This window comes from Anabaena sp. 4-3 (genome assembly GCF_001597745.1).
Classification (GTDB): Bacteria; Cyanobacteriota; Cyanobacteriia; order Cyanobacteriales; family Nostocaceae; genus Trichormus.
In genome coordinates this window covers 151,796-175,854 of record NZ_LUHJ01000049.1, presented here as the reverse complement: position 1 = coordinate 175,854, position 24,059 = coordinate 151,796, and the positions used below count along the sequence as shown (strand labels likewise).

Here is a 24,059-nt window from a genome sequence, read left to right as displayed (position 1 = left end):
CTGGAATTTACCCATTTGGTCTAAATTACTTTACTGGAGAAGATACTGATGATAACGGATTTATAGATAAGTCTGAGTTATCAGTATTTCATGCAGATTTAAGACAGTATTGGGGGCAATCTGCTTTGTATGACCTCAAGGATGTACGTAGCTTTAGATACCAACTAGGAAGCAGTTCCGTATCATTTAACATTGCAGGCAGTGGCAAGCCTAATTTATTCGGATTTGGTGGCCTAGTTGCAGAATATCAATTACCTGCTCCCATTCAGCAGAATATTGGCACATCAGCATCAGAAACCCTCAACGGTACAGCTAGCAACGATATTATTGACGGCTTAGACGGTAATGACAAGCTGTATGGCGAGTTAGGTAATGATACCCTGCGTGGTGGCACTGGTAACGATTGGCTAGATGGTGGTGCTGGTGCAGACAGTTTGGTAGGTGGTAGCGGCAATGATATTTACTTTGTAGATAATTCAGGAGACACCATCGTTGAAGAGGCAAATGGTGGTACAGATGTAGTTATCTCTACTATCAGTTGGCAATTGGGCAATCACCTAGAAAACTTAACACTTTCAGGAAGTAATGCCATTAACGGTACTGGTAACAGTGGTAATAATATCCTGATTGGTAACTCGGCGGCGAATGTGTTGTCAGGCGGTAATGGCAATGATTGGCTTTCTGGGTTGGGTGGTAGCGATCGCCTGATCGGTGACAATGGTAATGATACCCTACATGGTAATGATGGTGACGATACCCTCATCGGTGGTAGTGGTAGTGATTCCTTAACTGGTGGTGCTGGTAAGGATAATTTCCAATTAAGTCTTCCCCTGTTTGGTGATTTTGATACCATCACCGATTTCAATGTTGCCGATGACAAAATCCTCCTTTCCAAAGCGGAGTTTGGTTTAAGTCAAGCCTTGGGTGTGTTGGATGCGAGTGTATTCAGATTGGGGACAACTGCAACCACGGCAAGCGATCGCTTGATCTATGACCAATCTACAGGTAATCTATTCTTTGATGTCGATGGTTTCGGTGGTACAGCACAAGTCAGAATTGCTCAACTCTCCAATAACGCAGTCCTGAGCAATATTAATATGACAGTGATTGCATAGTTGAATAGTTTACGGTAGGGAGCGATCGCCCTCTACCGTAACTGTCTTTTGTCGGAACTAAAAACTCATGCTTCTATCGTCAGAGAGAGATAGGGACTTTCAAGATTGCTCACAATAGATGAGCATCATCTCACCAAAGGTAACTTATGAGAAATTTAGTGTCCCTTGCTGTAGCAATGTTTTTGGGAACTGCTTTCACAGGGTTAGTAGTTTACAGTTCTCAAGCAGTCAATCAAAAATCAGATTTAATTGCCCAAGAAACACCTACACCTACACCCACACCCACACCCACACCTACACCCACACCTACACCTACACCCACACCTACACCCACACCTACACCTACACCTACACCCACACCCACACCTACACCTACACCTTCACCCGATTAACTCTATCGGTTTTCAATAGTGTCTGATTTCATGCCTGTTATGCCCTGACCATCTTTCTTATAATTTTACAGTTGGTTGTTTCGCCACAGATGTTAAAATATCTCTCAACCACTGCTCCATGCGATCGCCCATTGGGGTTTGAGAATCTTGGACAATTTCAGTGAGTCCACCATGACGAGCAGCTATCATCGGTACATCACAGGCTAACGCTTCAATAGCCTCGTTACCAAAAGCTTCTACCCAAAAATGTCTATGCTGGTGTCAAGGTATGCACAGCAATTGTACCAGGAAAATTAGTTGATCTTTGCTCAAGTATGCAGTTCATAGCATCGGTTAACCCACCCACGCTGATTACAGCAGTTTTTGGTTAATTAAACCACAGGTGTAGACAATCAGCATGGTTAGTCTCTACAAGCTGCTGAAAATTTCGTTTGTGGGGCTAAAAAATCATATCATGTCCGGCTAATTACTGGTGATCAGTTTTCGATGCTGATCTTTTCTTGTTCCCTGTTCCCTGTTCAGAGTTCCCTACCTGACATCTTGCACCAGTTGCTTTATTGCGATTACAGGGCGGTGGGCAATGCCAAAAATTCCCTCAAACCCTGATTTTTACGTTGTTGGCAGTGCATCGCCCTACGGTTATTGAGAATGGTGCAAGATATCAGCTACCCCAACAGATATGATAACTATTCAAACGGACAAACGGACATGATATCAGTCATGGTATTTGACAAGACAACTTAGTGTAGGATATTACGATTGAAAACTTGGTATAAAGTTTTCTCTCGGCTATTCTAAGTTTTTACTTTGTCAGAATTATAAATGAAATCGACTATCTTACCTGAACCTCTCAAACCCGGAGATTTACTAAGAGTTATTGCCCCCAGTGGTGCTTTGCGAGAATTTGCAGCCTTTGAGCAAAGTATAGAAATTTGGCGATCGCGCGGTTATCGTATAGAAGTAAGTCCTGATATTGCTCATCGTTGGGGATATCTCGCCCACAAAGATGAATTTCGTCGATATCAATTAGCAGCCGCTTGGCAAGACCCAGACTGTCGTGGTATTCTCTGTGCTAGAGGTGGTTTTGGTAGCACTCGCATCTTAGAAAATTGGCATTGGCAAGTAAACTCCACTCCTAAATGGCTGATTGGCTTTTCTGATATCACCGCTTTATTATGGAGTCTTTACAACGCAGGTATATCTAGTGTACATGGCCCTGTATTAACCACCTTAGCTGATGAACCAGACTGGTCAATTCAGCGTCTTTTCGATTGGGTAGAAGGAAAAACCCTGCCACCCCTGAAAGGATGCGGTTGGGGTGGTGGTGTGGCTACTGGGATTTTACTCCCAGGAAATTTGACAGTGGCTACCCATCTTTTAAGCACACCAATTCAACCTAACTTTGATGGTGTAATTTTAGCTTTAGAAGATGTCACCGAAGCACCATACCGCATTGATAGAATGCTGACACAATGGCGTTTAAGTGGGATTTTAGCAAAAGTCAAAGGTATTGCGTTAGGTGGCTTTACTAAATGCGAAGCCCCAGCCCACCTGCCTAGTTTTAGTGTAGAGGAAGTATTGCGCGATCGCTTATCTGATTTAGGTATTCCCATAGTTTCAGATTTACCCTTTGGTCATGATAGCCCGAATGCAGCTTTACCCGTTGGAATACAAGTCACTTTAGATGCAAATGCAGGGATATTAGAAATTCAACAATAAATTGATCTAGAAAAATTGCAATGGCTGTTGAAAATCAAAAATAGTTAAACATCAGCCATAATCAATGCAACTAAACTAACTTCCGGTAGCAACGAGCCGTAATTTGGTGAGGGTGAAATATCTCTAAAAACTGACTTTGAAGGGTACGATAGAAAACTTCTACCAAATCAGGATCATCAAGATGAAAAGGATGCTCTTGATTATAACTTTTAAAGAAACACCAATTCATGATAATTTTACCCTCATCTTTTAGAGCTTGATGAAACTTTAATAACTGCTGGCTAGGGTCTGGCAAATGTTCTAAAACATCAAAAGAAATAAAAATAATAGTGTCAAAAGTTTCTTTATCAGGCAACTCTTGACAAAACACAATTTTTTCACTTAACCCCAACTGTTCAGCCCGATATTTAACCAAATCACGATTAATCGGATTAATATCACAATATACAACCTGCTCAACCTGTGGATACATTGCTGTACCAAGGGTATGCGTCCCAATTCCACCACCAAAATCTAAAACCCGACCTTGAGCATGATCTGTAATTAGTAACAACGTATTGAAATAGTTCATTTTCCAGCAAATTATGATAATATCAAAAGTGTGTTTTGCTTCTTGAGCATCTCTGCTAATAACCTATCTTGTATCTGCAAATAACACATTATGAGTCCTATTGCTTTTGACATCAGCCCAGAAATCAGCATTATCATCTGTACATATAACCGCGCTCGTTACTTAAATAAATGCATTGATAGCGTCCTGAATCAAACTTTTACAAATTGGGAACTATTGATAGTGGATGATGGCAGCAGTGATAATACCGTTGAAATTGTCAATCCATATCTAGCTAAATACAATAATATCCGTTATCTAAAACATCAAAATAAAAAACAATGTTACGCTAAAAACGCCGGTATTCAGGCATCTTTCGGCAAATATCTCACCTTCCTTGATAGTGATGATTCATATAAACCAAATCATTTAGAACCACGGTTAGCATATATGAAAGCTCATCCAGAAATTGACTTGATTCAAGGGGGAGTTTTTAGCGAAGAAGAAATTTTAGTTGCAGATTATTATCAGCCAGAAAAACTCATTGATTTGCGAGAATGTGTTTTAGGTGCTACATTTTTTGGAAAAAGAAAGGTATTCTTTGAATTACAGGGATTTAATCACATGGCTTATGGAGAAGACACAGATTTATGGGAACGAGCCGAAAAAATATTCAAAACACAAAAAATCAAAGAACCAGAAACTTATGTTTATACAAGAGCAGAAAGTAGTGTAAGTAAGAATTTTACTAATAACTATAGGTAAGGTAAAAATAACTAATTAGCATGAACTTTACCCTGTTTCCCTCCAAAATTCCGATTTTTTTTGGTCAGATGCTCAATTTAGCTAGGCGGTTATCACTGCTGGGGATTGTTCTGAGTATATGTCTCATATTTTTAACTGGTTGTCAGGGGATAAATCAGCAGGATGACAAAGTAATTCATGTCAAACTATGGCAATCAATCAATCCCCCTGTGAATCGGGATGTGTTTAACAGATTAGTAGACAAATTTAATCAAACTCACACCGATATTCAGGTTGATTCTATCTTTATCGGTCAACCACAATTGCCGAAAATCTTAACAGCTGTTGTGGGTAATGCGGCTCCAGATATTCTGGCTTATGACCCACAAACTACAGGCCAGTTTGCCGAATTAGGAGCAATTCAACCTTTAGATGAATGGTTAGACAAATTACCGTTGAAGTCGGAAGTCCTTCCCAACTTATGGGAAGAATTGCAGTTAGATGACCATATTTGGTCAATTCCCCTATGTACTGCCAATCTCGGTATTTTTTACAGACCAAAGCTGTTCCAAGCTGCGGGAATTACACAAACGCCTCAGACTTGGGAAGAATTAAGGCAAGTTGCTAAAAAGCTGACTATTGACCGCAATGGTGATAACAGACCTGAACAGTATGGAATGTTACTACCTTTAGGAAAGCAAGAATGGACTGTGTTTAGTTGGTTTCCTTTTTTATTGAGTGCTGGGGGCGAGATAGTAACAGATAATAAACCCAATTTGACAAACCAAGAAGCTATTAATGCTTTGCAATTCTGGAACGACTTGATGAAAGATGGTTCTGCAACCCTTTCTGTGCCAGAACGCGGTTATGAAGAGGACGCTTTTATTTCTGGTCGAGTGGCGATGCAAATTACAGGGCCTTGGACATATATCATGAAATCTAACGTTGATTATGATGTGTTTCCCATACCTGCAAAAGATGGACGGGCGACAGTGACAGCTACGGGCGTGATGTATTTGATGAAAACTACGCCAGCCAGAGAACAAGCTGCACTCAAGTTTTTGGAATATGTGTTGAGTGAAGAATTCCAAACAGAATGGAGTATCGGCACGGGTTTTTTACCAGTGAATATCAAAGCTACTCAAAGTGAAGCTTATCAGCAATTCATCAGCAAACAACCAGTATTAAAAGTATTTACAGAACAGATGTCTGTAGCGGGTTCTCGACCGATAATTGCGGGATATAGTCGCCTATCTGATAGTCTAGGTCGAGCAATTGAAGCCACGTTATTAGGTGAGTCTCCCGAAAAGGCTCTCAAAACAGCACAAGAACGGTTAGAATTAATTTGGAATCAGTAGCCGGGCTTGTTCATAGAATCACTCAACTGAGTGCCTGTATAATTGGGAAGCCAACCATCGGCGGTGCTGAAATAGCGTACTGCTTTGCAATGTAGTGAAGCAGTGGGACTGCACCAATGTTCTACCCCAGGCGGGATGTGCAGATAATCTTGAGACTCAACTAACAGTTGTATTTGGCTACCGTCTGGTTTCACAAAACCAAAAATCATTTCTCCAGCCAACACATATAATGATTCAGGGGCGGTGTGAGTGTGATACTGACTATAAGTAGTGATGAATGTGTCGAGATTTGGCAACCCTGGATGCACATTCAACAAATCACACCACAGAGAGCCGTTTTCCTGTTGGAGAAATTCCAACACACTGTTATGCAAATCTACAATATGGTGCTTCTCGCCATCTGTCAATAACTCCTGCCCTAACAGGTCGGGAAATAGCAACGATGTTCCTGGGTCGTAGTGTTTTAAATAGATACCAAGAGCTTCAAGTTCTCGAACTATTTCTGGTAACTCGCTCTCTATTGTGCCGTCTTCCAGTAACAAGGTTGCCATGACAGAAACATTAAATTTACTCTTAACAAGAGTATACATAACTTTGACTCAATAATCCACTATTTCCGATAGGGTTACTGGAGTTGTATTACTGAACCGTATCAAAAAAGCCTTAGCTACATTAAATAGTGCTAGTAGAGTTTAAGCTAGTACGAGTGAACTATATATAAAACTCCAATGTCTGACTTAATTTTGTTTTGGCATCGTCGCGATTTACGCATTGCTGATAATACAGGTTTAGCTTTGGCAAGAGAGCAAAGTTCTAAAGTGGCGGGTGTGTTTTGTCTTGATCCTAATATTTTAGAACGAGATGATGTTGCACCGGCTAGAGTGACTTACATGATTGGCTGTTTGCAAGCATTACAACAGCGATATGCAGAAGCGGGAAGTCAGTTATTAATCCTGCATGGTGAACCTGTAGAGGTGATTCCTGCTTTAGCCGAGATGTTGCAAGCTAAGGCTGTGTTTTGGAATTGGGATGTTGAACCATATTCGCAAACACGCGATCGCGCTATCATAGAAACCTTAAAGGCCAAAGGTATCGCATTTCTCACCGACAACTGGGATCAAATTCTCCACTCACCAGCAGAAATTTACTCAGGTAACAATACACCTTACACTGTTTACACCCCCTTCTGGAAAAATTGGGTTAGCAAACCCAAGGCGCAACCAGTCGCAACTCTGCAAAATGCGGAAGGGCTAACCGAAAAAGAACAAAAATTAGCTAAACAAGCAGGTGTTAAAGCTTTACCGACAGCCAAAGACTTAGGATTTGTTTGGGATGCAGACTTGATAATTGCGCCAGGGGAAGCAGCAGCCCAAGCAAAACTAGAGGAATTTACCGCCAAAGCCATTACAGAATACCAAGAACAGCGTAATTTTCCTGCTGTTGATGGCACATCACAATTGAGTGCGGCGTTAAAATTTGGTATAATCGGAATCCGCACAGTTTGGCAAGCGACAACAGAACTATTAGAAAATTGCAATAGCGAAGAAGCGATCGCCAGCATCCGCACATATCAACAAGAACTAGCTTGGCGGGAATTTTATCAACACGCGATGTATCACTTCCCCGAACTAGCTGATGGTGCTTACCGCGATATCTTTAAAAATTTCCCGTGGGTAAATAACGAAGCACATTTTCAGGCTTGGTGTGAAGGTAAAACCGGTTATCCCATCGTTGATGCAGCCATGCGCCAGTTGAATGAAATTGGCTGGATGCACAACCGTTGTCGGATGATAGTTGCAAGTTTCCTCACCAAAGACTTGTTAATTAATCCTCAGTGGGGAGAAAAATATTTTATGCAGAAGCTAATTGACGGTGATTTATCTGCGAACAATGGCGGTTGGCAATGGAGTGCATCTAGTGGAATGGATCCTAAACCTGTGCGGATTTTTAACCCAGCCAGTCAAGCGCAAAAATTTGATCCTGATGCTGAGTATATCCGCTTTTGGTTGCCAGAATTGCGGTCTATAGATACGGAATTTTTAGTTACGGGTAAAATTACACCCTTAGAACGTCGTGCTGTGGGCTATCCTCAACCGATAGTTGATCATCAAAAACAACAACGGCTATTTAAGTTGCGTTATCAACAGCAAAAGGGAGAGAAGTAGGGAGACAAATCAATTCAAAATTCAAAATACCCTACGGGAAGGCAAGCCTACAAAATTCAAAATTAAAGAATCCTTCACCCAGTCCCCAGTCCCTTCCAGTCCCCAATCACTATTTTAACTCGAATGCAGTACAGTGCGGCTATTGAGTGGTTGAAGGGGGCGGGAATTGTGGGGGAAAAGGGCGGCGAATTGTTGTATTTGTTGTTTCGATGCTTCTATGGGTTGCTGCATGACGAACCACAGTACATCCTCAGAACAGGGTGGAGTGGTGAGAGAACCGCGATACTCATAAAAACTGCGATCGCTCGGCAATAATTGGCTAACATTGATGCTGGTATTAGCCGTGATTTGTTCAGGTTGTGGCTGAATAGGCATGACATCCCAAATACTTTGCAAAACTGGGTTAAATGTGCCTGTTTGAGCAAATATCCCGACAACGGCTAACTTACCAGCTTGACTACGATGTACTAAATGGATTTCTAAGTCAAAAGGTTGTCCAGTAATTTGGTGTTCGCTGGGATGATGAAAGTGAAACTGAAGCAAGTTAAAGCTTTCACCCTTAAATGTCAAAGCACTACCCGGTGTGTAGTTTACTTGTATGCTATGACCGTTGTTAATAATTTTCAGTGGTGTGGGGTGATAATTGAAAATTAGGGCTTCTGATTCAGTTACAGTTGTATCTTCAAGATTAATTGGTGTTTGTTGTCTTCCGGTTTGGCACAGTTGAAAATCTGGAGATAGTTCTCCCCAATGTTCGGGACTAGCTGCGCCAATATAACCCCAGTGAATTTGATCTAAAGTGGTAGCTGATGCTGGGAATGATCTACTATAGGCGATCGCACCTCCTAATGCACTAGCTCCCAGATATTTTAGTAAATGTCGTCTGTACATAATACAATTAACTGACGGTAAATACCCAAATTACGGGATGCGTCAAAATATCATACTCCGCATCGGTATCCAGTAAGATAGTCTCACGGGGAAGTTTGCATTTTTATACAGATGAATTACATCGCCGTTGTCACAACTATTGGCAGTCTCGCCGAAGCGCAACACATAGCCCGCACTTTGGTAGAACAAAAACTAGCCGCTTGCGCCCAAATTTCCGAGATTGAAAGCTTCTACGTTTGGAATGACGCAGTTCAGAACGAAAAGGAGTTTCGCATACTTTTCAAAACCACTGAGGCAAACTACCAAGCCGTTGAGGATGCAATCAGAAAACTCCACTCTTACGAACTACCAGCGATTCACGCCTTGGCATTAGAACACATCTATGCACCTTACGCCGCTTGGATTGAAACTAATTCCTCTAGACAGACCTAACCCCCCTTTGCCCCATTCCCTACATTCGCGCAGCGTGCCGCAAGGCAGGGAATGGGGAAATATGTAGAGACGTTGCATGCAACGTCTCTACAAGTTTTTGAAACTTGCTTTTGAGCCGACCTACGTCACGTCAGCCTTGTGGCGAGGTAAACTGTTGGAATTGACCAATAACGTTAAGCTACGCAAAGTTAAAAACAGAGTCCTATGCCGGCATTTTTATTAGAAGTTGGTACAGAAGAACTACCTGCAAACTTTCTCAGCGATGCTATGGAACAATGGCGATCGCTCATCCCTCAAAGTTTAGCAGATCATAGCCTCAGCAGTGAATCTGTAGCAGTTTACGGTACTCCCCGGCGTTTGGCGGTACTAATTACAGGTTTACCATCCCAGCAACCAGACCGGGAAGAAGAAATCAAAGGCCCACCCGCCCAAGCGGCTTTTAAAGATGGTCAACCCACCCCAGCCGCTTTAGGTTTTGCTAAAAAGCAAGGTGTGGACATTGCAGCTTTAGAAATGCGTCCCACTGACAAAGGCGATTTTGTATTTGTCCAGAAAAAAACCCCCGGTCGTCCTGTGGCGGAAATTCTCACGGAACTTGTACCGCAATGGATTTTTAAGCTAGAAGGTAAACGCTTGATGCGTTGGGGTGATGGAGATATGCGCTTTTCTCGTCCCATTCGTTGGCTAGTGGCTTTGTTAGATGCGGAAATTCTCCCAATTACACTAGAGAATGGTTCTAAAACTATTATCAGCGATCGCATCTCCTATGGTCATCGCGTTTTACATCCCTCACCTGTCACCATTCCCCAAGCTACAAGTTATGTAGACACCCTCAATGATGCTTATGTTATCGTTGACCCAGAAACACGCGCCGAGAAAATTCAAGACCAAGTAACCACAGCTGCCCAAACCTCTGGCGGTTCGACAGTCATTTACCCCGACTTGTTAGAAGAAGTCACCAATTTAGTAGAATATCCTTCCGCCGTCGTCGGTAAATTTGAACCGGAATTTTTGCAATTACCCACAGAAGTAATTACAGAAGTTATGGTGACTCACCAGCGTTATTTCCCTGTATTCCAAGATGGTGCAGAACAGGAAAAATTACTACCTAATTTTATCACAGTTTCTAACGGCAACCCCACAAAATCAGACATTATTGCTGTAGGTAATGAAAGGGTGATTCGTGCCAGATTAGCTGATGGCAGATTTTTCTATGAATCTGATTTAGCTAAACCCTTAGAAAGCTATTTACCTCAATTAGAAACTGTTACTTTCCAAGAAGAATTAGGTTCATTACGTGCCAAGGTAGATAGAATAGTCAAAATCGCTGATTATATCTCTAACCAATTACAATTAGAGTCAGATAAAAGCCAGAAAATCCACCGGGCTGCTTTATTATGTAAAGCTGATTTAGTCAGCCAGATGGTGTATGAATTCCCAGAATTGCAAGGCATTATGGGAGAAAAATACGCTGTCGCCAGTGGCGAAGATGCCGAAGTGGCAACGGCAATTGTTCAACATTATTTACCTACAGGTGCAGGTGCTAGTTTACCGAACACCCTCACAGGTCAAGTTGTTGGTTTAGCAGATAGATTAGATACTTTAGTCAGTATCTTTGGCTTAGGTTTAATTCCCTCTGGTTCTTCTGACCCCTTTGCATTGCGTCGGGCGGCAAATGCGGTAATTAACATTACTTGGGCGGCAAATTTACCAATAAATTTATCACAGCTATTGGGTCAAATCATCGCCGATTTTACAGCAACATATAATAAAGATGCGAAATCTTTAACCACCGCTTTACAAGACTTTTTCTTACAACGAATTCGCACCTTGTTGCAAGAAGAAAAGCAGATTGACTATGATTTAGTCAACGCAGTTTTGGGAGATAATGACCCAGAATATACAGAACGGGCATTGCAGGATTTACTAGATGTACGCGATCGCGCCTTATACTTGCAACAAATCCGCCAAGATGGTACACTCGATAAAATCTACGAAACCGTCAACCGTTCTACACGTCTAGCCGCCCAAGGTGATTTAGACACCCAACAGCTAGATCCTACAACTGTAGTCCGTCCCGAACTATTCCAAAAGTCATCAGAATCAGCTTTCTATGCAGCCTTAGTGCAGCTAGTCCCCCAAACTCAAGCCGCACAAGCATCACGCAATTATCAACTGTTAGTAGCCGCACTAGCCGATATTGCGCCGACAGTGAGTAACTTCTTTGATGGTGCAGATAGCGTTTTAGTCATGGATCCAAATCCAGAAATTAAGCGCAATCGCTTGAATTTACTGGGATTATTGCGAAATCATGCCCGTGTACTAGCTGACTTTGGGGCGATCGTCAAAAATTTGTAATATAAAGCAACAAAAAACAGGTGTAATTTTTGCCAAGAAGCGATACTATGATGATTGCTTAACCAGGGAACTCTGCCACAGTCTATGTCCAAAGCTCAGATCATTGGATTAGGAAAGTCCGGTATTGCTGCGGCGAGATTGTTGAAACGGGAAGGTTGGGAGGTAGTGCTAGGCGATCGCAACACCTCCGAAACCCTCCTCGCCCAACAACAAGAACTTGCTCAGGAAGACATCACAGTTAAACTGGGATATGCACTACAATTAGACGGTGCGGATGTCCCCGATTTAATTGTGGTTAGTCCCGGTGTACCTTGGGATATTCCCGTATTAGTGCAAGCGCGAAGTATGGGGATAGAAACAATTGGCGAGATGGAACTAGCTTGGCGACATTTGCGATCGCTTCCTTGGGTAACAATCACAGGTACTAACGGCAAAACCACCACCACCGCCTTAGTCGCTGCCATTTTTCAAGCCGCCGGATTTGATGCCCCTGCCTGTGGTAACATTGGTTATGCTGCCTGTGAAGTAGCTTTAGCAGAAAAACAACCAGACTGGGTGATTGGAGAAATTAGCAGCTATCAGATAGAGTCTTCTGTTTCTCTCGCTCCTCGCATCGGTATTTGGACAACATTTACACCAGATCATCTGGCTCGACACAAAACTTTAGAAAATTACTACAACATCAAAGCTAAACTATTAAATCAGTCAGACTTGCAGATATTCAACGGTGATGATGCTTATCTGCATCAAGTTGGTGTAAGTCACTGGCCTGACGCTTACTGGACAAGTGTGAAAGGGAAAGATTTTCTAGTCAGTGAGAAAGGCTTTTATATAGAAGATGGTTGGCTTGTAGAAAAATTACAACCCGACTCTACACCACAAAGAATTATACAAGCTTCAGCATTGCGGATGGTGGGAAGCCATAACTTACAGAACTTACTCATGGCTGTAGGTGCAGCACGTTTGGCGGGAATTGCACCAGCAGCGATAGACAAAGCCGTGCGAGAATTCCCCGGTGTTAGTCATCGGTTAGAGCATATCTGCACTTGGGAAGGTATAGACTTTATTAATGATAGCAAAGCTACGAACTATGACGCGGCGGAAGTCGGGCTAGCATCTGTGAATAGTCCTGTGGTGTTAATTGCTGGTGGTGAAGCGAAACCAGGGGATGATACAGCTTGGTTGGCAAGTATTCAAAGTAAGGCGGCGGCTGTGTTGTTGATTGGTGCGGCAGCTTCCGCTTTTGCCGAGCGTTTAGAAGCGGTGGGTTATAGTAGTTATGAAGTTGTGGAAACTATGGCGAGGGCTGTACCCAGGGGGGCGGAGTTAGCGAAGCAGCATCACGCTTCTGTGGTGTTGTTATCTCCGGCTTGTGCAAGTTTTGATCAGTACCCGAATTTTGAGGTGCGGGGAGAGGATTTTCGGCGATTGTGTTGGGAGTGGGTGAGAGGGGAGAGGAGTTAAACGCAAAGGGGCGCGGAGGAAACGCAAAGGGGCGCGGAGAAGATTTAATTTTAGTGTTGGTGGACTTTTTCTAGTAGCCACATTGAGGAAACTGCACCGATGAAGTGGGCGGCTATACCGTTGATGTTTGCTACCATGACGAAGACATCTAAGGCGCGGATAATTTTGTTGGGATCGATGATGGCTACTCCTGGGGGTTGGGAGACAACTTTGGCTGTTAATACTGCTAGGGTTGCGCCAGCACCTAAGAGGGTTAGTAGAATTCCGATTAAACTAGCTAGAATTCCCAATCGAATCGCTCTGGTTGTATCTGCTTTGCTAGGGTGCAGGGTGGGGTTAGGATTGTCTAGCAGTTTACCAATGCGACTATAGCGATAATCCCAGTATACACTAAAAAATAAGGCGAGTAATCCAGCGATCGCCCAAAATATTCCCACTCCTAAACCTGAAGTTTGTCGATCTGCAAAGTCCCGCCCAGTAGCAGCGAACAGCAAAGCTAAGGCAGTAACTACCGCCAGTGTCAACTGTACCCAAAAGGCAATCCTGCCTGTGGTACGAATCGTTTTAGCAATGTCATGCAGCTTGGGCGTAGTATGGACTAACCCCGTTTCTGTTTGTGATTCTGCTTGCATATTTTTATTCATCTCAATTAGCCTTCTCCCCTAACCCAAAGATATGAGTAATTCTGTGCTTCTACCCCCACCTACAGACATAAGTCGCCACAGTTGAAAGAGGGAAAAGCAGAGGAAGCGGAGGAAGCGGAGGGGAAAAACTTCATGCCCGATACCATCAGCCCAATTTCCCACTTAAGATTGATGGGGAAACAGCCGTCAACTGACAAAATTTGTACATCAACACTCATACTTCAGTCGTAGGTAGCGATCGCAAGGAAACGGGGGCATGATAAAATCTTGGATGGTGATTGGGGGGGTGGCTATTTTAGTAGCTTTAGCAGCTAACTGGATTACACCCAGCGATCGCCAGTGGTTCAAACGCTTGCGTAGACCGAGATGGCTAACCTTTGAGTCAGCGATTCCCTTAATTTGGATTACCATCTTTACTTGTGGAGCTTGGTCAGCTTATATTGTTTGGGAAACCGATCCAGACAGTAATAAAACTTGGTTACTGATGGGATTATACCTACTCTTAGAAATTGTCACAATTGCATATACCCCTGTAATGTTTCGGATTCGCAGTCTTCAGGTAGGAACACTTCTTGGTGGTACAGGTTTTACCATCTGTATTATTTTAGCGATCGCCGTCTTAACCGTTTCAGGTTGGGCGACACTATTATTAGTACCTTACTTACTTTGGAGTCCCATCGGCACATATACCACTTGGCAAATGATAAAGCTAAATCCTCAAGATGCTTAAACTTCTTGCCATATTTAACAACAATAATTAATAAATTTCAAATAGTATATAGCTTTGTAATTGCTAGCAAACAATTTGATTCAAATTTAAGTAACTCCCTTTACAGCATTTACTCAGACTAATAATTTATTAGTAAATTGAGAATGAATAAATAAACCAGAGGGGTAGACTTTGAATAAAAATCTGATCAGTTGTATAAGTTTCATAGCTGCAATACTTTTCAGTCTAGGAGCGATCGCCATAATTCAAGCAATGAATATACCCGTTCTAATTACCCTGAGTATTTCCCTACTAAGCAGCGTAGCCCTAATAATTTTCATCTTTATACAAAGCCTAATATCTAATTTGAAATAACCTCACCCCCAAACACTCCTCAAACCTCCGCGCCCCTCCGCGTTTCCTCCGCGCCCCTCCGCGTTTAAAAATCTCTAACCCGAATCACACCCCGATCAAAAACCCGATGATTAGTACCAATACCACATACCTCAATTCTATCAGAATAAACCTCATAAGCAGCAAAACTTAAATTACTGGTAGAATACTCACTCCAAACGGAACGCCCCACAGGACGATTACCAGCACCCGCACCACAAATTAAATAAGTAGTCCCATCAATAGAGCGAGTCCGTTCATAACTATGCTCATGACCATTAATATATAATTGCACACCATATTTTTTAAATAACGGCGTAAAGGTTTTAATAAAAGATTGACTACTACCGTAGACACCAGATGAATAAATTGGGTGATGTCCAAATACCACCTTCCAAGGAGCATTACTAAGACTTAATTCTGTTTCTAACCAAAGAATTTGCTTTTTCCAATCGGCATTATTGTTAGTATCCAAAGCGAAAAATTGCACACCCCCGCGACGAAAAGTATAATACCTCTGACCATTCATATTAAAGCCAGGATATTTGACCTGTGGATTACCATTATCAGTCCGAATATCATGATTACCTAAACAAGCGTGAAACTTCACACCTTGCTGAAGTAAATGTTGATAGGGACGCTCAAATACAGCATTAACTTTTTCAATTTCGCCGTTGTTGTAAATATTATCGCCCGCTAACACTACCAAATCATAAGGATTGCGCTGGTGATAAAGCTTCATCGCCCTAGCTACAGCATACTGTCCTTTGGCTCCCGTTCCGGTGTCAGCCACAGATACAAATCGTAGTAATAAATCTTTTTTAGCTGGTGTGGTAGCGGTTGCTAAGTCAACCAAGTTAATTTTGTCATGTTGACGAGTGATTGTCCCAGCTAAGACACCAGTAGCCAGGGTAGAGAGACTGCTTAAAAATAAGAATTGGCGGCGGTTGAGTTTCATAATTAACCAAATGCAATGATTAAATAGTCAGTTTAGCCCAAGCAATTAACCATGAAGTGATACATTAGGGGCAGTTATTTAACTGTGATTTTCTGGTTTTGGTGAAAGTTCCATGTCACAAGACAATACCCCTAAATCCCCAGCTAATCAACCGGAACCGACAAATGAGTTGAGAAATCAACCTATTTGGAAGGCGAAAATTATTCAACTGCTGAGGGGAACGATAGGAGTATTAGAAGCAACTGTAGAGAAATTAGAGACAGCACCGCCACCGGGTACAGAAGCAGAAGCGGGGCTGCGCCCATCGCTCCCTTCAAGATGGAGTAGATTTTTACTTAAGCAAGTCCGTCCTTTTTTACCATCCAACGTGTCTACAAAGTTGACGGATACAGCATTGACAGGCATCATTGCTAGCATCGCCGTGGTTATCCTGTGGACAACTGCAACTGTCTTGAGCAATAAACCCCCAGAAATAGCCACAGTTCCCCCAGTGGAAGAAGTTCCCACCCCCACCCCCACACCAACAATTACTACTCCACCAGAACCAACATTACCCGAACCACAACCACCAGAGGAAATCACACCACCACCAGCAGCGCAAATTCCCCCACCACCTGAAGTAGAACCCACACCAGAACCCACACCAGAACCCACACCAACGCCCACACCAACGCCCACACCAACGCCAAAGCCAGAACCCACACCTAAATTAGAGTTAACCCCAGAACAAACTTTAATAGCAGCCATTGAAAATCAAGTGGCAGAAATTAGTGATAAAGTTGCTTCTGGACTAATACAATCAATTCAAGCTAACTTTCGTACCAGCAGTTTAACTGTGAAAATTAATGATGACTGGTACAATCTCAAAGCGTCCGCACAAAATCAACTCGCTGCTGAAATCTTACAGCGTTCACAAGAATTAGATTTTGCCCATTTAGAAATTATTGACACTCAAGATAGGTTAGTAGGGCGCAACCCCGTTGTCGGTACTGAGATGATTATTTTTCAACGTTAGGTGAAATAACTAACGTTTAGCAAAATGTTGATAACGCCAGAATATAGTTGTCATACCGAAAGCAATTAATGACAGCGTATAAGAAGGTTCTGGGATAGAGTGAATAGGTGTTGCAGAAGATCGATTAAAGCTAGCCCTCACAGCTACACCGTGAACTCCGTACCATAAAGTATCTTGATTGATAGAAATATATCCTGGGACAAAATATCCTTCTGCCCCATTTATACTTATCTCTCCAGTATTTAAATTTATCGTACCTTGGCCTGGGACACCGAGGAAATTAGTTAAACTTTGAATGACATTTGAGCCTTTTTTTAAAGTAAACTCAGTCAAAGGAAAAATGTTTGAGCCTAAAGCTACCGTATCATCATAGCCGTAGCTGCCACTAATTGAGTCGCCCTCACGAAAGCCTAATATCTCAAAATTAGGTGGTAATTCTTCACCCTCGCCATAAACTTCGGTAACTACACCAGAGTAGTGATATTGAAAAATTGCGGCTTGAGTAGGTTTCATATCAAAATTTACAGCGAATGTAGCAACTACACTCACAGAAACTATTTGAGATAGCTGTTTAGCTTTTAATATACTCATTTTCCTCTTGCTCCCAACCTGATCAAATCAAAGTCATAGTATTAATATCAGGCACCAACTATATAATTATGTGGGCATAAATAAACCTGATTATGTAAATAATAGTAAAGTTTTCCCAAGCCTTGCAATTGCGTTGTTGCACTACATTCAAATTGCAATCACCTACTCACAGCATATTGCAAGAGTATACAAACTATCCTTAAATTTTTATTGATTTTGAGAATACCCTGAAGTATTAGCGAGGTTGGTTTAGCATCAGGACTAAAGTCCGGGCAGATTGATGAAGAATTAGTTGACTACAGATTTTCACTGTTCAACCCGCCCTTACTCATTCCCTTTTGAAACGGTATCCAGACGGTAAAAATTGAGCCAATACCCACTGTGGATTCTACTTCAATTCGACCCCGGTGCAGTTCCACCAATTGTTTAGTTAATGCTAAACCCAGCCCTGTACCTTCGTAGCGACGGCGGTAGGGTGTATCGAGTTGCTGAAATTTTTCAAATAGTAATGGTAATTGATTTTCAGGAATACCAATACCAGTATCTTCAATTTGAAAAATAGCGGTGTCATCTTCTACCCACAAACGCAAAGTTACGCTACCGCCTTCGGGGGTAAATTTAATTGCATTAGTCAAAAGATTCCAAAGGATTTGTTCTACCCGTGGAGCATCAGCAGTGAAGCGATCGCGTCTTGGGTCAATTTGTAAATCTAGCTTGAGACTAACTTGCTCACTTTTCGCTTTATCCAGTAATGATTCTATCGTATTCTCTGCTATGTTGGCTAAAGAGAAATCTGTAATATTTAAAACAGCTTTCCCAGCCTCAATTTGTGACAAATCGAGGATATCATTAATCATTTCTAATAAATGTTCGCCGCTATCGTGGATAGTTTGTAAATAATCCCGTTGTCGTTGACTCAATTCACCCAAAGGCCAACGTAACAAAGTAGATGACATCCCAATTACATAAGTTAAAGGCGTGAGTAATTCGTGGCTGATAGTGGCTAGAAATTCGCTGCGGACACGACTTGCAGCTTCCGCCGCTAGTAAAGCATCACGTAAAGCCATTGTTCTTTCAATAACTCGTTGTTCCAGAGTTTGTTTTTCTTGGGTAAGCGATCGCATTAATTCTGATTGATGAATGGCGATCGCTAATTGTTCAGCTATTGAAATCAGTAAAATTTTATCGCTTTCATTCCACTGACGAGGGCTGTAACATTGATGAGCAATTAGCAACCCCCATAGTTTATCTTCAAACATAATCGGTGCTGCTAATTTTGCCCTAACTTGACTTTCTCGTAAAAAATTCAACAAACACTCTTCTAGAGCGTAAGTTTGTTCTACATCATCGACAACTAAAGTAAAGCCTTGACGATATTTCTCCCAACATGGAGAATTTCTAGCAAAGCAAGCTTTTTCTTGAAAATGTAGCACAGACTTAATCGCATCTGTAGCACGAGCCTCATAGACTATACAACCCCCCTTGATTTGATAATCTGCGCTTACAGATGACTGGGAGTTTTGCCGATTGACTCGTGACCCTTGAAATTTATATATTACTAATCGGTCTAACTCTAAAAACTCCCTTACCTTAGCGATCGCCGTTGTCATGATTACAGACAAATCTAGGCTTTTGCGGATTTGGGTTGTTACCTGATTCAGCAGTCTCTCTTGAGCAATTTGTTTTTTTAAAGCATCTTCTACTGCTTGACAGGCATAAACTTCAGGAATAGTATCAACTGTAGACGTTGTTAATTCTGCTTGTGGTTGTGGTAACAGAAATTCTAATAACAACAACGAAAATTGACTTTGTAGCGTAGCATTATTAGGGCTGATAATTTGGTGATAACGTTCCAGATGTTGGTAAGTATCCGAATCACGCCCAAACAAATCCTTCAATTTCCAGATAAACGAGGCGATCGCCTCTGCATGAAAAGTTAACTTAGTATTGAGTATGGAGTCTTGATTGCTGTAAACTCCTGTAACATGGGTTGAGTCTGGGGTAACAGGAGTCAATTCTTCCCAGAGACTCATCTCGTCTTGTTCTCCTAGCAACAGCGCACTAAATCCCTCAGACACCACCAAAGTAAACCTTTGTCTTTCCCACTCCCCAGGTATGCGAATCCGTGACAAAACAGCTTCTGTGAGAACCAAAGCAGCAGTTTCTGATGATTGAGCCATTTGCTGCAACAGTTCCCCAAGTTGATTAAACACAACTGAAGACAAGTTTCGAGAAAAGCTCAAATCAGGAGAACTAAGCATTTTCAAATATCTGGTAAGAGGGGTTGGATGCTGGGCTGAAATAATAATTTAAATTTAGTTCTAACTAATAATTTAAGGCGGTAATTAAGGATATGCACCGAATAAATAGCACATCGGTCGGATGGAATCAGTCAGAAGGTGTAATTTTTCTGGAACAAACTCCTGCTCCGGTGGTATTTATTACGGCTGCTGATACTGACATTCAAACCTTGGCGGCTGCATTCCCCAAATTACCAGCAACATTTCCGGGATTAAGAGTGGCTAATTTGTTGCTATTGCAGCAGCAGATTAGTATAGATACCTATAGCGAACAAGTATTAGAACTTGCCCAGGTAATTATCTTACGCCTATTGGGAGGACGTTCATATTGGAGTTACGGTTTAGAAGTAGTGCAGGAAATTGTGCAACGTACTGGTACAAACTTAATTGTAATGCCAGGAGACGATGCTCTAGATCCTGAACTAATGTCTCAGTCTACCTTGCCAGTGGCTACTGTTAACCAAATATGGCAATATTTCCACGAAGGCGGCGTAGAAAATGCTGTTAACGCCCTGAAATTTATTTCTGATACCTGCCTAGCAACTGCATATAACCCACCACCAGCGCAACCAGTTCCGCGTGTGGGGTTGTATGACTGGGGAATTGGGACAAATCAATTCAAAATTCAAAATACCCTACGGGAAGGCAAGCCTACAAAATTCAAAATTAAAGAATTGCTAGAGACTAGGGACAATGAAGCAGGGGAGGCAGGGGAAGAACAATCCAATGCCCAATGCCCAATGCCCCATGCCCCATGCCCCAAAGTGGGTATATTATTCTATCGCGCCCACTACTTGGCAGGAAACACTAAGGTAATTGATGCACTATGTACGGCTTTAGCGCAAAGAAACTTACAGCCTGTACCAGTGTTTATTTCTTCCTTACGTGATCCTGATGTGCAGGTAGAATTATGTGAGTTTTTCCAGCCGAAAGACTCAGAACAAATCGGCTTGTTACTCAATACCACCAGTTTTTCCCTAGCCCGTTTAGACACAGAATCACCCCAAACTCAACTGTGGGAAAAATTAGATGTACCAGTTTTACAGGTAATTCTCAGTGGCGGATTTTTGGAACAGTGGGAAGCACAGTTAAACGGACTTTCTCCCCGTGACATCGCCATGAATGTGGCATTACCAGAGGTAGATGGGCGGATAATTAGCCGTGCTGTCTCCTTTAAGGCAGTACAAACCCGCAATCCTGACTTAGAAACAGATGTGGTAGTTTATGAACCAGTGAGCGATCGCATTGAATTTGTGGCTCAATTAGCCGCTAATTGGGTCAAACTGCGTCATAAACCCCCCCAAGACCGGAAAATAGCCCTCATCTTAGCTAATTACCCCAACCGTGACGGACGTTTAGCCAACGGTGTCGGACTAGACACCCCAGCCAGTTGTATCGAAATCCTCAAAGCTTTGCAGTCGGCTGGGTACATAGTCGAAAATCCCCCTGATAACAGCGATGAATTAATTGCACGTTTAACATCTGGTGTCACCAACGACCCAGAAGGTAGAGACTGGCGACTAGTACAACAAAGTTTATCATTTGTCAAGTATCAAAAATATTTCGCTTCCTTACCCGCAGCAGTGCAGCAAGGAATTAATCAACGTTGGGGAGATATTGAGCAGGGGAGCAATCAAGACTCTTTTCCCCAGTCAAGAGTCCCCAGTCAAGAGTCCCCATTCCCCAATCCCCAGTCAAGAGTCCCCATTCCCGGTATTCAACTCGGTAACGTCTTTGTGGGTATTCAGCCATCACGGGGTTATGATCTTGACCCTAGTTTGAATTATCATGCACCAGATTTAGAGCCTACCCATGCTTATTTAGCTTTTTATTATTGGGTGCGGGAATGTTTCGGGGCTGATGCCATTGTTCATGTAGGGAAACATGGCAATTTAGAATGGCTACCCGGTAAGAGTTTGGCATTGTCTAGTAATTGTTATCCAGAAGTAGCTTTTGGGGCAATGCCTCACCTTTACCCTTTTATTGTCAATGACCCCGGTGAAGGTTCTCAAGCCAAGCGTCGCGCCCAGGCGGTGATTATCGATCATCTTACGCCACCGATGACCCGCGCGGAATTGTATGGGGCTTTGCAACAGGTGGAAAATTTAATTGATGAGTATTATGAAGCGGAAAGTTTAGATCCGTCTCGATTACCAGCTATTCGCGATCGCATCCGGGAATTAGTGATCAAAGAAAATCTTTACAAAGATTTAGGGATTAAGGATGAGAAAGACATTTTGAATTTTGAAGCTTTAATTTTAAATTCACTGGATGGTTATCTGTGTGAATTAAAAGAAGCACAAATACGTGATGGTTTACATATTTTTGGGCAATGTCCCCAAGGTAGACAACTCCGAGATTTAATTGTGGCGATCGCCCGCATCCCTAACCGCTATTCTCCAGGTATCACCAGGGTTTTAGCCGATGCTTGGGGTTTAGAGTGCGACCCCCTCACCAGCGATTTTAGCAGCGAGTTATCAGCAGGCGATCGCCAAATTTTAGCCCACAAAACCCCAAATCCCTGTCGTACCGTAGGCGATGCTGTCACCGTCCTAGAAGAACACGCCGCCTCATTAGTAGAACAACTCATAGCCAACCCCCAATCCCCACTCCCTGATTTCCTCAATTGGATTAACATTAAACTCCTCCCCGCATTACAACAAACCCAAACAGAAATTACCAACCTCCTCAACGGACTAGATGGAAAATACATCCCCAGCGCACCATCAGGCGCACCCACACGGGGACGACCGGAAGTTTTACCCACCGGCAGAAACTTTTACGCTGTGGATATTCGCGCCATTCCCACAGAAACCGCCTGGGATGTCGGCAGAAAAGCCGCCGAAAACCTCATAGAACGCTACACCCAAGAGCATGGCGAGTATCCTAAAACACTAGGCTTATCTGTGTGGGGAACAGCAACAATGCGGACAGGTGGTGATGACATCGCCGAGGCGTTAGCCTTGTTGGGTGTGCGTCCTGTATGGGATGGTGCAGCTAGGCGGGTTGTAGATTTAGAAATTTTACCCCTCAGCATTTTAGGAAGACCCCGTGTCGATGTCACATTACGCATTTCGGGATTTTTCCGTGATGCTTTTCCCAACTTAATCGATTTATTTGAGCAAGCCGTTAATGCAGTCGCCGCCTTAGATGAACCACCAGAGCAGAACCCATTAGCAGTGCAAGTTAGGCAAGATACTGATTTGTGGATGCAACAAGGGTTAAGTTTAGAAGCAGCCTTGGAGCGATCGCGCTATCGTATTTTTGGCTCTAAACCAGGTGCTTACGGTGCTGGCCTACAAGGCTTAATTGAATCACAAAACTGGCAAAATGACCAAGACCTAGCCAACGCCTACATTAACTGGAGTTCCTACGCCTATACAGGAATTCAAAATTCAAAATTCAAAATTCAAAATTCCTCCGGTCAACAGTCAACAGTCAACAGTCAGCAGTCAACCGTCAACCGTCAACAGTCAACCGTCAACAATCAACAGTCAACAATCTCCGCCCCCGAAGCCTTCACCCAGCGATTAGCACAAATGCAAATTGTGCTACACAATCAAGACAACCGTGAGCATGACTTACTTGATTCCGATGATTATTATCAATTTCAGGGTGGTTTAATGGCGGCGGTGCGTTCTATCCAAGGAAAAAATCCAGAAGCTTATTTTGGTGATCATTCGCTTCCGGCTCAACCACGCATCCGCCAACTTCAAGAAGAAATAACAAGGGTGTATCGTTCTCGTGTGGTAAATCCTAAGTGGATTAGCGGCATGATGCGCCACGGCTACAAGGGCGCGTTTGAAATGTCAGCAACCGTAGATTTTTTATTTGCCTACGATGCCACAGCCAGATGTGTAGAAGATTATATGTATCAAGGTGTCATGGAGGCTTACTTACTTGATCCCGTAGTTTCAGAATTTATCCTGGAGAAAAATCCCCATGCCCTGCGTGATATCTCTGAAAGATTATTAGAGGCACACAAACGCGGTTTATGGCAGGATGTAAATATACCAACATTAGAAAACTTACGGAACATAGTACATCAAGCTGAAGCCCGCATTGAAGAAAAATAAGTGGTATGGATAATATCGCGTATTTGCATCTAGCTTCCGCTTATAAAGGCCCATGAAATGGGATCATGGCAGAAGACACCAAAAAAGCCATTCAGCAAGCTCAAGAATTCTATGGTATTAGTCTCATTGACTGAACCAAGAATCCTCGGACTTTAGGACGAGGAGTGTCAAATCAGAAGCGGACG

At 42.6% G+C, this 24,059-nt stretch carries 20 protein-coding genes; 12 read left to right on the top strand and 8 right to left on the bottom strand.

Going from position 1 to position 24,059, the window contains the following annotated elements; genetic code table 11:
• Positions 1–1,115, top strand: a 1,115-nt coding sequence (locus A3775_RS24675; protein ID WP_304439291.1) for a calcium-binding protein, incomplete at its 5' end; no start/stop codon positions are given.
• A gap of 146 nt (positions 1,116–1,261) precedes the next feature.
• Positions 1,262–1,507: a hypothetical protein gene (locus A3775_RS13805; protein WP_066381842.1), complete on the top strand. Its 246-nt coding sequence runs from the start codon at positions 1,262–1,264 to the stop codon at positions 1,505–1,507.
• Between the two features lie 57 nt (positions 1,508–1,564).
• On the opposite strand, the gene A3775_RS24275 is transcribed toward A3775_RS13805, so the two are convergent.
• Positions 1,565–1,723 carry a hypothetical protein gene (locus A3775_RS24275; RefSeq protein ID WP_156481634.1) on the bottom strand — a complete coding sequence of 53 codons (159 nt, stop codon included), beginning with the start codon at positions 1,721–1,723 and terminating at the stop codon, positions 1,565–1,567.
• Positions 1,724–2,329: 606 nt separating this feature from the next.
• On the opposite strand from A3775_RS24275, the gene A3775_RS13800 reads away from it, so the two are divergent.
• Entirely contained in the window at positions 2,330–3,226 is an 897-nt protein-coding gene (locus A3775_RS13800) for an LD-carboxypeptidase (RefSeq protein ID WP_066381840.1), read from the top strand.
• Between the two features lie 70 nt (positions 3,227–3,296).
• On the opposite strand, the gene A3775_RS13795 is transcribed toward A3775_RS13800, so the two are convergent.
• Positions 3,297–3,797 carry a methyltransferase domain-containing protein gene (locus A3775_RS13795; RefSeq protein ID WP_082803744.1) on the bottom strand — a complete coding sequence of 167 codons (501 nt, stop codon included), beginning with the start codon at positions 3,795–3,797 and terminating at the stop codon, positions 3,297–3,299.
• Positions 3,798–3,887: 90 nt separating this feature from the next.
• On the opposite strand from A3775_RS13795, the gene A3775_RS13790 reads away from it, so the two are divergent.
• Both A3775_RS13790 and A3775_RS13785 read left to right on the top strand, forming a co-directional pair.
• Positions 3,888–4,541, top strand: a complete 654-nt coding sequence (locus A3775_RS13790; RefSeq protein ID WP_066381839.1) for a glycosyltransferase family A protein — start codon at positions 3,888–3,890, stop codon at positions 4,539–4,541.
• Positions 4,542–4,609: 68 nt separating this feature from the next.
• Complete coding sequence (locus A3775_RS13785) at positions 4,610–5,878, top strand: ABC transporter substrate-binding protein (RefSeq protein ID WP_066381868.1); 1,269 nt, start codon at positions 4,610–4,612, stop codon at positions 5,876–5,878.
• On the opposite strand, the gene A3775_RS13780 is transcribed toward A3775_RS13785, so the two are convergent.
• Positions 5,872–6,429: a cupin domain-containing protein gene (locus tag A3775_RS13780; protein WP_066381835.1), complete on the bottom strand. Its 558-nt coding sequence runs from the start codon at positions 6,427–6,429 to the stop codon at positions 5,872–5,874. The two genes, A3775_RS13785 and A3775_RS13780, sit on opposite strands and share 7 nt — an antisense overlap.
• Before the next feature lie 177 nt (positions 6,430–6,606).
• Here A3775_RS13780 and A3775_RS13775 point away from each other — a divergent pair, with 177 nt between their 5' ends.
• The gene (locus A3775_RS13775) at positions 6,607–8,043 is read left to right on the top strand and encodes a deoxyribodipyrimidine photo-lyase, 8-HDF type (protein ID WP_066425421.1); all 1,437 of its coding nucleotides are present in this window, start codon (positions 6,607–6,609) and stop codon (positions 8,041–8,043) included.
• Positions 8,044–8,157: 114 nt separating this feature from the next.
• On the opposite strand, the gene A3775_RS13770 is transcribed toward A3775_RS13775, so the two are convergent.
• Positions 8,158–8,934 (bottom strand): carbonic anhydrase, encoded by a 777-nt coding sequence (locus tag A3775_RS13770; RefSeq protein ID WP_066425419.1) that lies wholly within the window; start codon positions 8,932–8,934, stop codon positions 8,158–8,160.
• 111 nt (positions 8,935–9,045) lie between these two features.
• Between A3775_RS13770 and cutA the strand changes: the two genes are divergently transcribed.
• From cutA to murD, 3 genes are all read left to right on the top strand, one after another.
• The gene (cutA, locus tag A3775_RS13765) at positions 9,046–9,366 is read left to right on the top strand and encodes a divalent-cation tolerance protein CutA (RefSeq protein WP_066425418.1); all 321 of its coding nucleotides are present in this window, start codon (positions 9,046–9,048) and stop codon (positions 9,364–9,366) included.
• A 204-nt stretch (positions 9,367–9,570) separates the two neighbouring features.
• Positions 9,571–11,724 carry a glycine--tRNA ligase subunit beta gene (gene glyS, locus A3775_RS13760; protein WP_066425414.1) on the top strand — a complete coding sequence of 718 codons (2,154 nt, stop codon included), beginning with the start codon at positions 9,571–9,573 and terminating at the stop codon, positions 11,722–11,724.
• 84 nt (positions 11,725–11,808) lie between these two features.
• Positions 11,809–13,188 carry a UDP-N-acetylmuramoyl-L-alanine--D-glutamate ligase gene (murD, locus tag A3775_RS13755; RefSeq protein ID WP_066425412.1) on the top strand — a complete coding sequence of 460 codons (1,380 nt, stop codon included), beginning with the start codon at positions 11,809–11,811 and terminating at the stop codon, positions 13,186–13,188.
• 50 nt (positions 13,189–13,238) lie between these two features.
• Here murD and A3775_RS13750 read toward each other — a convergent pair whose 3' ends face one another.
• A complete protein-coding gene (locus A3775_RS13750; protein WP_082803745.1) occupies positions 13,239–13,820 on the bottom strand; it encodes a DUF3611 family protein in 582 nt (193 codons plus the stop codon).
• A 268-nt stretch (positions 13,821–14,088) separates the two neighbouring features.
• Here A3775_RS13750 and A3775_RS13745 point away from each other — a divergent pair, with 268 nt between their 5' ends.
• A complete protein-coding gene (locus tag A3775_RS13745) occupies positions 14,089–14,562 on the top strand; it encodes a TspO/MBR family protein (protein ID WP_066381815.1) in 474 nt (157 codons plus the stop codon).
• 418 nt (positions 14,563–14,980) lie between these two features.
• Here the strand turns inward: A3775_RS13745 and A3775_RS13740 are convergent, their stop codons facing one another.
• The gene (locus A3775_RS13740) at positions 14,981–15,892 is read right to left on the bottom strand and encodes a metallophosphoesterase (protein ID WP_066381814.1); all 912 of its coding nucleotides are present in this window, start codon (positions 15,890–15,892) and stop codon (positions 14,981–14,983) included.
• Between the two features lie 112 nt (positions 15,893–16,004).
• On the opposite strand from A3775_RS13740, the gene A3775_RS13735 reads away from it, so the two are divergent.
• Positions 16,005–16,907: a hypothetical protein gene (locus A3775_RS13735; protein WP_066381812.1), complete on the top strand. Its 903-nt coding sequence runs from the start codon at positions 16,005–16,007 to the stop codon at positions 16,905–16,907.
• A 9-nt stretch (positions 16,908–16,916) separates the two neighbouring features.
• Here the strand turns inward: A3775_RS13735 and A3775_RS13730 are convergent, their stop codons facing one another.
• The gene (locus tag A3775_RS13730) at positions 16,917–17,498 is read right to left on the bottom strand and encodes a hypothetical protein (RefSeq protein WP_066425406.1); all 582 of its coding nucleotides are present in this window, start codon (positions 17,496–17,498) and stop codon (positions 16,917–16,919) included.
• 296 nt (positions 17,499–17,794) lie between these two features.
• Complete coding sequence (locus A3775_RS13725; protein ID WP_066425404.1) at positions 17,795–19,759, bottom strand: GAF domain-containing sensor histidine kinase; 1,965 nt, start codon at positions 19,757–19,759, stop codon at positions 17,795–17,797.
• 92 nt (positions 19,760–19,851) lie between these two features.
• Here A3775_RS13725 and cobN point away from each other — a divergent pair, with 92 nt between their 5' ends.
• On the top strand, positions 19,852–23,874 hold the full coding sequence (gene cobN / locus A3775_RS13720; RefSeq protein WP_066425402.1) for a cobaltochelatase subunit CobN: 4,023 nt from the start codon (positions 19,852–19,854) through the stop codon (positions 23,872–23,874).
• The last annotated feature ends 185 nt before the right edge of the window (positions 23,875–24,059 follow it).

What these genes read in the sequence shown, in the direction of transcription:
- A3775_RS13805 (WP_066381842.1), top strand. Translation starts at nt 1,262, where the DNA reads ATGAGAAATTTAGTGTCCCTTGCTGTAGCAATGTTTTTGGGAACTGCT.
- A3775_RS13800 (WP_066381840.1), top strand. Translation starts at nt 2,330, where the DNA reads ATGAAATCGACTATCTTACCTGAACCTCTCAAACCCGGAGATTTACTA.
- A3775_RS13795 (WP_082803744.1), bottom strand. Translation starts at nt 3,797, where the DNA reads ATGAACTATTTCAATACGTTGTTACTAATTACAGATCATGCTCAAGGT.
- A3775_RS13790 (WP_066381839.1), top strand. Translation starts at nt 3,888, where the DNA reads ATGAGTCCTATTGCTTTTGACATCAGCCCAGAAATCAGCATTATCATC.
- A3775_RS13785 (WP_066381868.1), top strand. Translation starts at nt 4,610, where the DNA reads ATGCTCAATTTAGCTAGGCGGTTATCACTGCTGGGGATTGTTCTGAGT.
- A3775_RS13780 (WP_066381835.1), bottom strand. Translation starts at nt 6,429, where the DNA reads ATGGCAACCTTGTTACTGGAAGACGGCACAATAGAGAGCGAGTTACCA.
- A3775_RS13775 (WP_066425421.1), top strand. Translation starts at nt 6,607, where the DNA reads ATGTCTGACTTAATTTTGTTTTGGCATCGTCGCGATTTACGCATTGCT.
- A3775_RS13770 (WP_066425419.1), bottom strand. Translation starts at nt 8,934, where the DNA reads ATGTACAGACGACATTTACTAAAATATCTGGGAGCTAGTGCATTAGGA.
- cutA (WP_066425418.1), top strand. Translation starts at nt 9,046, where the DNA reads ATGAATTACATCGCCGTTGTCACAACTATTGGCAGTCTCGCCGAAGCG.
- glyS (WP_066425414.1), top strand. Translation starts at nt 9,571, where the DNA reads ATGCCGGCATTTTTATTAGAAGTTGGTACAGAAGAACTACCTGCAAAC.
- murD (WP_066425412.1), top strand. Translation starts at nt 11,809, where the DNA reads ATGTCCAAAGCTCAGATCATTGGATTAGGAAAGTCCGGTATTGCTGCG.
- A3775_RS13750 (WP_082803745.1), bottom strand. Translation starts at nt 13,820, where the DNA reads ATGCAAGCAGAATCACAAACAGAAACGGGGTTAGTCCATACTACGCCC.
- A3775_RS13745 (WP_066381815.1), top strand. Translation starts at nt 14,089, where the DNA reads ATGATAAAATCTTGGATGGTGATTGGGGGGGTGGCTATTTTAGTAGCT.
- A3775_RS13740 (WP_066381814.1), bottom strand. Translation starts at nt 15,892, where the DNA reads ATGAAACTCAACCGCCGCCAATTCTTATTTTTAAGCAGTCTCTCTACC.
- A3775_RS13735 (WP_066381812.1), top strand. Translation starts at nt 16,005, where the DNA reads ATGTCACAAGACAATACCCCTAAATCCCCAGCTAATCAACCGGAACCG.
- A3775_RS13730 (WP_066425406.1), bottom strand. Translation starts at nt 17,498, where the DNA reads ATGAGTATATTAAAAGCTAAACAGCTATCTCAAATAGTTTCTGTGAGT.
- A3775_RS13725 (WP_066425404.1), bottom strand. Translation starts at nt 19,759, where the DNA reads ATGCTTAGTTCTCCTGATTTGAGCTTTTCTCGAAACTTGTCTTCAGTT.
- cobN (WP_066425402.1), top strand. Translation starts at nt 19,852, where the DNA reads ATGCACCGAATAAATAGCACATCGGTCGGATGGAATCAGTCAGAAGGT.